The sequence below is a fragment of the Propionivibrio sp. genome, from assembly GCF_016790145.1.
GTDB lineage: Bacteria > Pseudomonadota > Gammaproteobacteria > Burkholderiales > Rhodocyclaceae > Propionivibrio.
The window spans coordinates 1-12,080 of sequence record NZ_JAEUOI010000187.1; the positions used below are offsets into that span (position 1 = coordinate 1).

General features: G+C 57.6%; 13 protein-coding genes and 1 pseudogene. 5 read left to right on the forward strand and 9 right to left on the reverse strand.

The window, feature by feature from the left end:
• Together JNM42_RS15530 and JNM42_RS15535 are read right to left on the reverse strand one after the other, a co-directional pair.
• Positions 1–344, reverse strand: a 344-nt coding sequence (locus JNM42_RS15530) for a hypothetical protein (RefSeq protein ID WP_294272125.1), incomplete at its 3' end; no start/stop codon positions are given.
• A gap of 170 nt (positions 345–514) precedes the next feature.
• Positions 515–1,258 carry an HAD family hydrolase gene (locus JNM42_RS15535; RefSeq protein WP_294272128.1) on the reverse strand — a complete coding sequence of 248 codons (744 nt, stop codon included), beginning with the start codon at positions 1,256–1,258 and terminating at the stop codon, positions 515–517.
• Between the two features lie 369 nt (positions 1,259–1,627).
• Between JNM42_RS15535 and JNM42_RS15540 the strand changes: the two genes are divergently transcribed.
• Entirely contained in the window at positions 1,628–2,791 is a 1,164-nt protein-coding gene (locus tag JNM42_RS15540; protein ID WP_294272132.1) for an acyl-CoA dehydrogenase family protein, read from the forward strand.
• A gap of 103 nt (positions 2,792–2,894) precedes the next feature.
• On the opposite strand, the pseudogene JNM42_RS15545 reads toward JNM42_RS15540, so the two are convergent.
• The 6 genes and pseudogenes from JNM42_RS15545 to JNM42_RS15570 all read right to left on the reverse strand — a co-directional run.
• A pseudogene (locus JNM42_RS15545) lies at positions 2,895–3,287 on the reverse strand (nucleoside recognition family protein); the annotation flags it as partial.
• 304 nt (positions 3,288–3,591) lie between these two features.
• A complete protein-coding gene (locus JNM42_RS15550; protein WP_294272135.1) occupies positions 3,592–4,701 on the reverse strand; it encodes an acyltransferase in 1,110 nt (369 codons plus the stop codon).
• 22 nt (positions 4,702–4,723) lie between these two features.
• A complete protein-coding gene (gene slmA / locus JNM42_RS15555) occupies positions 4,724–5,320 on the reverse strand; it encodes a nucleoid occlusion factor SlmA (RefSeq protein ID WP_294272138.1) in 597 nt (198 codons plus the stop codon).
• A gap of 37 nt (positions 5,321–5,357) precedes the next feature.
• Positions 5,358–6,002 carry a pyrimidine 5'-nucleotidase gene (locus JNM42_RS15560; protein WP_294272141.1) on the reverse strand — a complete coding sequence of 215 codons (645 nt, stop codon included), beginning with the start codon at positions 6,000–6,002 and terminating at the stop codon, positions 5,358–5,360.
• Positions 6,002–6,889, reverse strand: a complete 888-nt coding sequence (gene argB / locus JNM42_RS15565) for an acetylglutamate kinase (RefSeq protein ID WP_294272145.1) — start codon at positions 6,887–6,889, stop codon at positions 6,002–6,004. Before argB ends, JNM42_RS15560 begins: the two co-directional genes overlap by 1 nt.
• Before the next feature lie 117 nt (positions 6,890–7,006).
• Entirely contained in the window at positions 7,007–7,420 is a 414-nt protein-coding gene (locus tag JNM42_RS15570) for an Hsp20/alpha crystallin family protein (RefSeq protein ID WP_294272149.1), read from the reverse strand.
• 148 nt (positions 7,421–7,568) lie between these two features.
• On the opposite strand from JNM42_RS15570, the gene JNM42_RS15575 reads away from it, so the two are divergent.
• Positions 7,569–8,129 (forward strand): sigma-70 family RNA polymerase sigma factor, encoded by a 561-nt coding sequence (locus JNM42_RS15575; RefSeq protein ID WP_294272151.1) that lies wholly within the window; start codon positions 7,569–7,571, stop codon positions 8,127–8,129.
• 5 nt (positions 8,130–8,134) lie between these two features.
• Positions 8,135–8,308: a zf-HC2 domain-containing protein gene (locus tag JNM42_RS15580; RefSeq protein WP_294272155.1), complete on the forward strand. Its 174-nt coding sequence runs from the start codon at positions 8,135–8,137 to the stop codon at positions 8,306–8,308.
• A 124-nt stretch (positions 8,309–8,432) separates the two neighbouring features.
• Here JNM42_RS15580 and JNM42_RS15585 read toward each other — a convergent pair whose 3' ends face one another.
• Positions 8,433–9,275 carry an AraC family transcriptional regulator gene (locus JNM42_RS15585; protein WP_294272159.1) on the reverse strand — a complete coding sequence of 281 codons (843 nt, stop codon included), beginning with the start codon at positions 9,273–9,275 and terminating at the stop codon, positions 8,433–8,435.
• Between the two features lie 837 nt (positions 9,276–10,112).
• Between JNM42_RS15585 and JNM42_RS15590 the strand changes: the two genes are divergently transcribed.
• Complete coding sequence (locus JNM42_RS15590; protein WP_294272161.1) at positions 10,113–10,934, forward strand: SDR family oxidoreductase; 822 nt, start codon at positions 10,113–10,115, stop codon at positions 10,932–10,934.
• A gap of 1 nt (position 10,935) precedes the next feature.
• Positions 10,936–11,988, forward strand: a complete 1,053-nt coding sequence (locus tag JNM42_RS15595) for a cyclase family protein (protein WP_294272163.1) — start codon at positions 10,936–10,938, stop codon at positions 11,986–11,988.
• Positions 11,989–12,080: the final 92 nt, after the last annotated feature.

A 12,080-nucleotide genomic window follows, 5' to 3' on the forward strand; every position in this document is an offset into this window, starting at 1 on the left:
TTGCTGTCCATCAGGACGCTTTTCCATGGCAGATCGATCCACAGCAGGCCATTCTGCCGGTCCTCGTAGCGCGGGAGACCGGAGGAGGAGTCGTAGCGTTGCAGCGTGTGACGATTGCCTTGCCAGTTGAGTTCGATCAAATTGGCATTGCGCTGAATTTCGACACTCTGGCCGAGTTCGCAGCGGTAGACGCCGCTGGCGAGCTGGAACTTCAGTTGTTGATTCTGTCGGCCTTTGGCACTTACCTGGCGGGCTGCATCAGTTGTCTGCTGCGACCCCGTCGTCGAGCAGGCGGCGAGCATTCCGGACAGGGCGGTCAGTGTGATCAAGCGATCCAGCGTCATGAGCGATACTCTCGAGTAGTCGAAATGCAAAAAATAGCATGACTTGCGGCGCTTGGGGCAGACTATTTATCAGCCTTCAGCAAAGCACCTCACTGCGGCGAAGACGAGCCAGGGAAGAGCAGAGCTCACTGCCCGAAGTGTTTTCCGCTGCCTGGTCCCGGCTTCCGATCTTACCTGCTTTCAAAAAACCGGACAGCGTTGAGCAATTCCGGGAAATGATAAATGATGTAATCGGGCTCTACGCCTTCCATTTCATGATGTCCCTGGTTTGACTTGAAGAAGACCGTTCTGATCCCGAGCCTTTTCGCCCCGTAAACATCGCAGTGCATGTCATTGCCAACATAGAGAACCTCTGATGCGTCCATTCCCATGGCATTCAATGCGGCTGTGAAAACACGTTCGTCGGGCTTGCGGTAACCGTAGTCTCCCGAGACGATGATCGGGTCGAAATAGCCGGAGAGCCCGACAGCGTTCAACTCCGGGATTGCGTAGGCCGTTTGGGCATCGGAAACTACCGCCAGACGATAGTTCCGGTGCAGTTGCCGGATGGTTGAATCGACGCCCGGATAGAGATGCAGGCGGAAGCGGGAGGCTGCACGGTAGGTTTCGGCGAAAAATCCGGGAAGCTGTTCAAGTTTTGCGGCCGGTAGCGAGCGCGTGAAGTCCGTCGAATGCTGCCTGATGATTTCACGGAAAATTTCAATGGCATCAAATTCCGGGTATGTTTCATGGGCTGCTGCACGTTGCTCCCTCTGGATCCTGAAATACAAATCCTTGGTTGTGGCAGGGTCGAGCAGAATTCCCTGATATGAAAAAAGATTGCTGATGACACGATAAACATGGTCGTCTGCCTCATTCGTCAGGATATCCGTCATTGTTCCGTTGATATCGAAAACGATGCCTTTCACGATCATTTAAAATCTCCTCATGGTTTTGATTCGCGCGCCGATCGGGCGATCCCGCTTTTCTGCTTCGATCGACCGATACATGCAAGGCCGCCATTCTGTCCGAAATGTGTCTCTACAGCACGGAATTCTCATTGATGAGATACACCGCCGCAAAACCTCCAGCTCCGGAAGGCTCATCTCCCCTGACAAGGAGAGGCCGGGAGGGGTTGAATGCCGGTGCAAGACGTGATGACATGTGTTTCGCATTAATACTGGCAACACCAGCCATCATTGCGATAAAGTGCGACAGGCACGCTGCGTCTACAAAACGGGCTGACCCTTCCGTGCATGGCCGGACTTGCCTGATCTCCAATCAATGAAACCGACAGCAGAACCATGATCGAAACCGCCCCCGACCAATACCAGGACATCCGCGCTGCAGTGCGTGCCCTGTGCGCCGGGTTTCCCGATGCCTACCACCGCAAGATCGACGAGCAGCGCGGCTACCCCGAGGCTTTTGTCGATGCCCTGACCAGTGCGGGCTGGCTGGCCGCCTTGATTCCTCATGAATACGGAGGCTCCGGTCTGGGCCTGGCTGAAGCTTCGGTGATCATGGAAGAGATCAATCGCAGCGGTGGCAACTCGGGTGCCTGCCACGGCCAGATGTACAACATGGGTACGCTGTTGCGTCATGGATCGATCGCGCAGAAGGAGCTGTACCTGCCAAAAATCGCCAGCGGCGAATGGCGTTTGCAGTCGATGGGCGTGACCGAGCCGAGTACCGGCACCGACACCACCAAAATAAAGACCAGCGCAGTAAAAATGGGCGACCGCTACGTCGTCAATGGCCAGAAGGTGTGGATATCCCGCGTGCAGCACTCGGACTGGATGATTTTGCTTGCGCGCACCACGCCGCTGGCCGATGTCAGGAAAAAGTCCGAAGGCATGTCGATCTTCATGGTCGACCTGCGGCTGGCCGAAAAGACCGGAATGACGGTACGCCCCATCCGCAATATGGTTAACCACGAGACCAACGAGCTGTTCTTCGAGAATCTGGAAATCCCGGAGGAAAACCTTATTGGACAGGAAGGCCAGGGCTTCAGATACATCCTCGATGGCCTGAACGCCGAGCGCACGCTGATTGCCGCCGAATGCATCGGCGACGGCTACTGGTTCCTCGACCGGGTGACGAAATACGTCAAGGAGCGCGTGGTTTTTGGTCGCCCGATCGGGCAAAACCAGGGCGTGCAGTTCCCGATTGCCGATGCTTACATCGAGGTCGAAGCCGCCAACCTGATGCGCTTCAAGGCCTGCGAACTGTTCGATGCCGGCCAGTCCTGCGCGGCGCAGGCCAACATGGCCAAATACCTGGCCGCCAAGGCGAGTTGGGAAGCGGCCAACGCCTGCATCCAGTTCCACGGCGGCTTCGGATTTGCCAACGAATACGACGTCGAACGCAAGTTCCGCGAGACCCGTCTGTACCAGGTGGCGCCGATTTCCACCAACCTGATTTATGCCTACGTGGCCGAGCACGTACTCGGCTTGCCGAGGTCTTTCTGATACGCACTCGGTATCGGAGTAAGGCAGGATTTCCTATGTCACCGGGGCTACGACCTGCACAGCATCAAGCCAATAAATACAGGCTTCTTTAACAGGTGGCAACCGCCGCCACCAATCCGCCGAGCAGCGAAAAAGCGAGTAACGGCCCCAGGCGCAGACCCCGTGCCGTCAGCGAAAACAGCGCGTTCACCTGCACCATGGCCATCGCCAGCGTCGTCGCCAGATAGCGGTCCGAGGTCACATGCTGTTCCATTGTCGCCACTAACGCAGCAAAGCTGACGAAGCTGATCTGCAAAGCGGCAACCACGCCAAGGCAAGTCAATCCCAGCGGGTGAAGCAGCGGCGCCCGTCGTTCCACCAGCCAGTCGAGCATACCCCTGGCCTCATGCAGGCGCATCAGCGACAGCATCACCACCATCATCGGCAACAAGACAAGCAGCGATACCTCGACGGCTGAACGACCGGCGCGAAGGATGGCATCGATCAGGCTTTCCATGCGGGAATTATTCGGTAGCGCAGCAATGACCCCGAGCAAGCAAGGTGCTCGACAGATACCCGTTTTCCCGTATCACCCATACGACATTGGCAATATGCAAGCGGTCAAGCTTGCTAAGCCAGGGTAAATTTGTTCTAACAGCCCACAGTCATTCCGGCGCACCCCAAGCAACTGTTGAATGGTGGCGACTTCATTTCCCCTGTCGCCCTCCTCCTGACCAGGATACGCAATAAAAGCACAGGAAAAACTCGACCGTACCTTTTTTGGTGCTTGGCCTTTGAACCGGACGCAGGCCAGACACGGCTCAGGGCTTGGTTCTGAACACCAGAACGAAACGTTTCAGGGCGCGCAGTGCCGGGTCGATGGTCAGCCCCTGCCAGAAACTGGCGCGGCTTTCGACAAAGCGATAAAACACGGCGCCCGCAGCGATGCTGGCCGCCCAGGCCAGCACGATGCCGAAGGCGTTGGCGACCGGGCTCTGCGGTGCAAGCCTGGAGAATATCGCGTTGATGACGAGAATCACCGGGAAGTGGGCCAGGAATACCGAATAGGAAATCTTGCCGAGATAGGCAAGCACGGAGCCTTGTGGACGGTTCTCCATGAATCCCCGATGTTGTGCGATGCCGAGCGCCAGCGCGGCGAGCAGTGCAACAGCGATGCGTGAGCGGAAATCAACGACCAGCGCAGCAACTACGACGCCGACCATGACCAGCAGCCAGCCCGGCTGCTGTCTGGCATCGGTCAGCCAGTAAGCCAGCGTGCCCAGTGCGTACGCGCCGAAGAAATACAACGCCCAGTTGTCCCAGTTCGAGTCGCGGTTGAAGTAGAACAGGGAAACCAGCGCCAGCCCGGCGACCAGAGTGATGCCAAGGAAATGCGTGCCGGCGACGCCCCGACCGGCAGCGCGGGCAAGCCAGAGTGCGAACAGCAGCAGGGTGAAGAGCTGGAAGTCGATGGCGATGTACCAGACGCCCGCCGACAGCGAGTCGAAGTCGAGCAGGTTCTGCATCAGCGCGATATGCGCCAGCACTTGCCAGACGCCCGGCGGATCGGGAATCGAATCGTGATCCATCAGGCGGCGGGCGAGCGCAGCGCACAGAATGCTGAGCAGAACCGCCGCAAAGTAGGGGATAACCAGTTTTAGATAGCGTTTCTTGAGCAGCGCGAGGGGCTTGTCCGTCATCAGCTTGCCGGAGGGAGCGAGCGCCCGTGCGGCAAGGAAGCCACCGATCACCAGAAAGACCTGCACGGCAATGCGCGCATCCTGACTCAGCCAGGAAAACAGCGACGGAGCCAGTTGACTGGCGACATCGGACATCGGGCCGTAGAACGCCAGATGGTGCAGCACAATGAGCTGCGAAGCGATCGCCTTGAGGGCGTCGATGAAGGCCAGTCGCGTTGCTGTGGTACGCATGAGGTGCGCTCGTGATGAGAGGCTAAACCGCTCTCTGGCTCAGGCAGGCGACGTAGAGCATTGACCAATGCTGTGCCCAGTTGGCCATCGGCTCGCGGGTAAAGCCGCTTTTGACGTACTGCTGCCAGCGGCCGATGACGTAGCAGAGCAGGATATTCGCCAACCCACCGAAATCGGCGTTGGCGGAGATCTGTTCCTGTGTCGCGGCAACGCGCAGGGCCTGTTTGAGCGCGGCTTCGATCCGGTCGAGCAACTGGTTGATGCGCGCCTGCAGGCGCTCGTTTTCGTTGACCAGCGCATCACCGGTCAGCACCTTGGTCATGCCGCGATTGCGCTCGGAAAAATTGAGCAGCAATGCCAGGATATGCTCGACCTGTTGCAGGCCCTGCGCTTCCTCGGCGGAAATCTGGTTGATCACACCAAACAGGCTGCTTTCAATGAATTCGATCAGCCCCTCGTACATCTGCGCCTTGCTGGCAAAGTGGCGATAAAGTGCCGCTTCCGAGCACTCGAGCCGGGCTGCGAGGGCAGCCGTGGTGATTTTCTCCCCTTTCGGGTTTTCCAGCATCGCGGCCAGCGTTTGCAGGATCAGCAGTCTTTTTTCGCCCGGCTTTGCCATAGTGTTGCCCCCTGAATTAATTATTCAGCCAGTCAGATTATAGCCGCCCAAGTCGCTTCGGCAAGTCGAGAACCGAAGCAAGCTGTACGTCTGCATAGGGCGAGCGGCGTGTGCAGGCGCTCACCCACACGGTTTTCATACCCAGACGTTTTGCCGTTTTAAGATTGGGCAGCGTATCCTCGACCATGATGCACGAACGCGGGTCGAGTCGCTCGTTGTGCAGCAGCCGAAGAAATCCGCCGATCGCCGGTTTGGCTTGAAAGCGCAGTCGCTCGACCGTGTAAACGCTGTCAAAGCAGCGGCGGATGCCGATAATTGCCAGCACCGCCTCGGTGTATTTATTCGGCGCGTTGGAGAAAATGATCTTGCGCCCCGGCAGCCGGCGCAGCATGGCGTGCAGGCAGCGCTCGGCAATGATCGAATGCTCAAGATCGGGGAACTGGTGGGTACAGTGCAGAAAGTGGTGCGGATCGGTGCCGTGGTGGCGCATCAGTCCGCGCAAGGTGGCGCCATAGCGCTGCCAGTAGTGCAGCCGGAGACGTGTGGCCTCGCCTTCATCGACGTTCAGATGCTCACAGATATAAGCCGTTATCGAGCGGTTGAGATGCGGGAAAATATGCGGGCTGGCGTCATGCAGCGTATTGTCGAGATCGAAAAGCCAGGTGCGCGATCGCTCGCTCATCAATGCGACTTGATCATGGTGCCGACCCCGCGTTTGGTCAGGATCTCCAGCAGCAAGGCATGCTCGACACGACCGTCGATGATGTGCACGCTCTTCACGCCATTGCGCGCGGCATCGAGCGCCGAGCTGATTTTCGGCAGCATGCCGCCGAACAGCGTGCCGTCGGCGAGCATCTCGTCGATCTGCTTGGGCGTGACGTCGGTGATCAGTTTTCCGTCCTTGTCGAGCACGCCCGGCGTGTTGGTCAGCATGACCAGTTTATCGGCCTTGAGTATTTCGGCGATCTTGCCGGCAACCACGTCGGCATTGATGTTGTACGTCTCGCCGCCCTTGCCGACGCCAATCGGAGCAATCACCGGAATGAAGCCCCCCGCTTCGAGGTGGCCGATCAGCGACGGGTCGATTTGCGTGATGTCGCCGACCTGACCGACGTCGATCAGGTCTCCGGGATGATCCTTGTCCGGCAGCATGAGTTTCTTGGCGCGGATGAAGCTGCCGTCCTTGCCGGTCAGTCCGACGGCCTTGCCTCCGGCCTGATTGACCAGGTTGACCACATCCTTGTTGACCTGGCCGCCAAGCACCATTTCGACAATTTCCATCGTCTCGGCATCGGTAACGCGCATGCCCTGGACGAACTCGCCCTTCTTGCCGACCCGTGTCAGCAGGTTCTCGATCTGCGGTCCGCCGCCATGCACCACGACCACATTCATGCCGACCAGCTTCAGGAGTACCACGTCGCGGGCGAAGCATTGCTTGAGATGCTCGTCGACCATGGCGTTGCCGCCGAATTTGACGACGATGGTCCGGCCATGGAAGCGTTTGATGTAAGGCAGCGCCTCGGCGAGAATTGCCGCTTCGTCGGAGGGAGTAATCGAGCGTAGGGTCATGGTGGAAATCCTGGATAACAAACGCACGATTTTACGCGGCAGCAGAGCAAATACAAAGGCCGGAAGCCCCGCGGCGGGCGAGGCCTTCGGCCATGAAGCCAAGCGTGAGTTACTTGCTCATTCGATAGTCAAACGTTTTACTGCACTGGCTGCTTTTTTCGGCAATGTCAATTCCAGCACGCCCTCGTTGAAGCGGGCGGCGGCCTTGGTGTCGTCAATGTCCTGCGCCAACTGGAAGGAGCGCGAAACCTTTCCGAAATAACGCTCGGAGCGCAAGACACGCTCGCCTTCCTTGACTTCCTTCTCCTGCTTGACTTCAGCGGCGATCGTGACCTGGTTGCCATCGACCTGGACATGGATGTCCTCCTTCTTGACGCCCGGCATTTCGGCGTGCACAACAAAGGCTTCAGGCTGTTCGCTCACATCCATCCTGATTGTCGGCGTATTGGCCTCCATATTCATATCTACGGGGCGGACAAAAAAGCCGCGGAACAGATCGTCTAACGGATCGAAACGGGTCAGTTTGTTCATGATTACCTCCGTATGAGTTGGGGTTATCGGGCTCTTGCCCAATACTAATGTAGGGTGTAAAGGGGCATTTTCAAGAGCCGTTTTCCCTGAACAGGACACAATCGGACATAAGCTTGCATATGCCAGCCGCTGCCGATACAGTAGCGCGATGCCCAGCCCCGACCTTCAGGAATCCCTAGAAAAAATCCGCCCGACGCTGCTGCGTTTCGCCATGCTGCAATTGCGCAACGAGGCGGCCGCCGAGGATGTCGTTCAGGAAACGCTGCTTGCCGCGCTGGAGGGTAAGAGCGCGTTTTCCGGTCGCTCCCAGCTCAAGACCTGGGCGGTTTCCATCCTGCGCAACAAGATTGTCGACCACCTGCGGCGCGGCTCGCGCGAGGGAACGCTGCCGATCGTCGACGAGCAGGGCGACGAAGATTTCGATGCCCTGTTCGATGGCACCGGCCACTGGCAGGAAGCGCCGGGAGACTGGGGCGATCCGGCGGTGGTACTCGAACAGCGGGGATTTTACGAGGTGCTTGAGCTGTGCATGAAAGCCTTGCCGGAACAAGTGGCGCGGGTTTTTACGATGCGGGAGGTACTCGGTTTCGAGACCGAAGAAATTTGTAAGGAATTGAAGTTGAGTTCGTCTAACTGTTGGGTAGTGCTCTATAGGGCACGCATGCGACTGCGGGAATGTTTGCAGTTGCGCTGGTTTGACGCGAGGTGACGGGAATGAAGTCTTGCAGGGAAGTTCACCGGCTGGTGATCGAAGCGCAGGATCGCAAACTCGGTTTCGCCGAACGTCTTTCAATGCGTGTACATCTGATTCTGTGCGCTGCCTGCCGACGTTTTGACGCACAGATGGATTTGTTGCGTCAGGCGATCAGGCGCTTTCCCGGAGATTGATCCTGATTCCGGCCGACAGTCAGTTAAAAAACCCAGTTCATTCTGTTGAACTCGATGTTGTTGAAATGACACTGTACGGATAGTATGCATGGGGGCTGGTTTTTCGGTGGTGGCGATGAAAACATTACACTGGGTTTTCTGAACCCAGCCATTCGCTGGGTGAGATACCCACACGTTTCGAAAACACCCGACTAAGCGCCGCAGGGCTCCGATAGCCGACTAACGAGGCGACTGTCTTGATCGGCTTGCCTTGTTTCATCAAGGTTTGCGCCAGGCAGATCCGTAATCCCGTCAGATAGTCGAGCGGCGTACAGCCCACGGTGTCACGAAAATGAACGGCAAAGCGGGCACGTGACATGCCCGCTTCCTCAGCCAATTCTTCTACCGACCATGCATGTTCAGAACGAGCGTGCATGGCATAGACGGTTTTAGCCAAACGGGTATCCGCCAGCGCTGCCAGCATGCCGGTCTGCATCATTCCAGAAGAAATAATGTGACGAATCAACTGAATCACAAAGTAAACGGCCAAGCGGTCAAGAGCCACCTGTCGACCTAACTGATCCGTAAAGGCTTCCGAAAACAGCAGTTCCAGCGAGGGAGCCAACGTTTTGATGCTGTCCAGCGGCAAGATAACCATCTCGGGCAAAGCAAGCGACAAGGGGCTACCTACCCGGTCGCCAAATTCGATGGTGGCGCAAACCAGATTGATCTCCGTTCCCTCATCAGGAAGCAGTGCGTGCGGGCAGGATCGCGGATAGAAAAGAACGCTTGGCTGGTCAACGTAGAAGCTATCGACACCTCGATTCTTCACCGAAATACATCCGCTACGCAGCAGATGCAAATGACCAACGCTGCCTTTGCCGTCGAATACAGCTGCAAGACACGAGGCACCGGTAAAGAATACTCGAGCCGTCAAAGCGAAATTATTGAAAAGCGGATTCAGTCGATCCAACGCAAGATTGCTCATCTACTCCACCATCCATTAGTCATTTTAATTTTGGATTCAATACGATCTGCAAAACATACGAGACGTATTGAAAGACAACCTCCGGCATTATTTGGCAATCACTGATCACCTCTAAACATATGTTGAGGTTCTTCCAATGGCTGGAATCTATGACGTATGACCTCAAGTGATTGACCCGTAATCCGCAGCGGGCCTGTCAATCCTTTGGTCGTGCAAAGAAGAAAAGTCTTACACCGGGTTTTCTGATAACAGCCATTCGCTGGGTGAAACACACACCCGTTCCGCGAACAACCGGCTAACCATCTCGTGCAAGGCAAGGAACAAGGGGCTACCAGCCGGTCGCCAAATTCGAGCGAGGCGCAAACCAGATTGATCTCCGTTCCCTCCTGAGGGAGCAGTGCGCGCGGGCGGGCAGGGTCGCTGATAGAAAAGAACGCTTTTCTGATCAAAGTAAATGACTATCGGCACTTCGATTCTTCAGCGTAATTCGTCCGCTACGCAACAGATGCAATGATCATGGCTGTCTTTGCCATCGTATGTAGCGCCTCGATACCAGACACCGTTAAAGAATACACGAGCTGTCAAAACGAAATAATTGAAAAGCTAATTCAGTCGATCCGACGCAAGATTGCTCATCTTCTCCTCCATGCAATTGTTGTTTTTTGCATTCGATACGATGTGAAAAACATACGATCCATGGCAATCCATTGGACCTGAATTATTTATGTGTAAGGAATACTGATCCGGCCCGACTCAGCTAGTAGCAGGCACGCATGTGATTTCACTGGCCGACGACAAAAGATACCCAATGCATTTATAAATTGAAGGAGAGTACCGATGACGTTGAACAATACCTGTGAACCCATCCTGAAGGGTCAACGCGCCTTGGTGACCGGCGCCAGTTCCGGCATCGGCTCCGCCATCGCCAAGGCGTTGGCAATGGCCGGCGCGAAAGTGGTCATCAATTACGCGGGTGGAGCAGACCGGGCACAAGCCGTGGTCGAAGCCATTCAGGCCGGCGGCGGCGAGGCGATGGCGATTCGCGCCGACGTCAGTCGGGAAGACGAGGTCGAAGCGATGTTCGCCCAAACGATCGCGACCTGGGGCAGCATCGACATCCTGATCAACAATGCCGGCTTGCAGAAAGACGCGCCCCTGGTCGAAATGAGTCTGGCCGAGTGGCAAAAAGTCCTCGATATCAATCTGACCGGTCAGTTCCTCTGCAGCCGTGCCGCCGCCCGCGAGTTCCTCCAGCGCGGCGTCGTGCCGGAACTGTCGAACGTCGCTGGCAAGATTATCTGCATCTCTTCCGTACACGACATCATCCCGTGGGCAGGACACGTTAACTACGCCACCTCCAAGGGCGGGGTGAGCATGATGATGAAGACCATGGCCCAGGAACTCGCGCCGCGACGCATCCGGGTCAACGCCATTTCGCCCGGCGCGATCAAGACCCCGATCAACACTGCTGCCTGGATGACCCCCGAAGCCGAGGCGGAACTGCTCAAGCTGATTCCCGCCCGCCGGGTCGGCGAGCCGGACGACATCGCCCGCGCCACGGTCTGGCTGGCTTCCGACGATTCCGACTATGTAACCGGTGTCACCCTTTACGTGGATGGCGGCATGACCCTGTATCCGGGCTTCGATCAAGGAGGCTGACATGAAGCGGATCGTATCGCGTCATACCCTTCCTCTGCGGATGGTGCTGTTGGGTCTGTGCTTGGCCCAGAACCCCGGCGTTTGGGCCGCCGGCGAAGCGGGAACGCCGACCCGCTCGGATTCACGCGCCGACCGCTCCGGCTTGCCCGCCGATGTGCAACCGTGGTGGCCAAGTCGCTACGGGGCGGACGACCAACTGGGTACCTTGAACGAGATCACCCCCGTGGTGGTACGGGCCGCGACCGCCCTGGTGAAAACCGGCACCGTCGTCGATCTGGGGCGAATACTGGACGACGACACCCCCAAGTTTCCGGGCCGCTATTGGCACCAGACCGTCGACGTTTCGCCCCATTTCGCCAACCTGCGCCGACCGGATACCGAAGGCAAGGGCTGGGGCAAGAACCAGATCAACTGGATCACCGAGATTCAGGTGGGGACCTTCCAGGTCGGCACACAGTTGGATTCCATCGGCCATATCCAGATCGGCGACCGGTTTTACAACGGCTGGACCACGCGCGACGTGGTTGAGTCTTGGGGCTTGAACCGCTTCGGCACGGAAACCGTGCCGCCCATCGTCACGCGCGGCGTACTGGTCGACATCCCTGCCTACAAAGGCGTGGAGCGCCTGGCCAAGGGCTACGCGATCACTCTAAGCGACGTGCAAGGCGCGCTGAAAAAGCAGGGCGTTGCCCTGCGGCCCGGCGATGCCGTGCTGTTTCACACCGGCTGGGGTGGATTGTGGGGCAAGGACAACGCCGAGTTCCTCTCCGGCGAACCCGGTCCCGGCCTGGACGTCGTGAACTGGCTATATGCGCAACGCATCGCACTGACCGGTGCCGATACCTGGAGCTTTGGTCCGGTGCCCGGCGAAGATCCGGAGCGTCCCTTTCTGGTACCTCAAACCATGTACGTGAAGATGGGGTTGTTCGGCCTGGAGAATCTGGCGACCGAAGAACTGGCCCGGCGCGGCGTCCACGAATTCCTGTTTACCCTCACGCATGCCAGGACCCGCGGCTCCACGGCGGCGGTCATCGCCCCGGCGGCGGTTTATTGAGCAGTGAAAACCACCATGAACGAACATTACGACGCCCTCATCATCGGTTCCGGCGCGGGCGGGTCGGCGGCGGCCTACGCCCTGGCGCACGC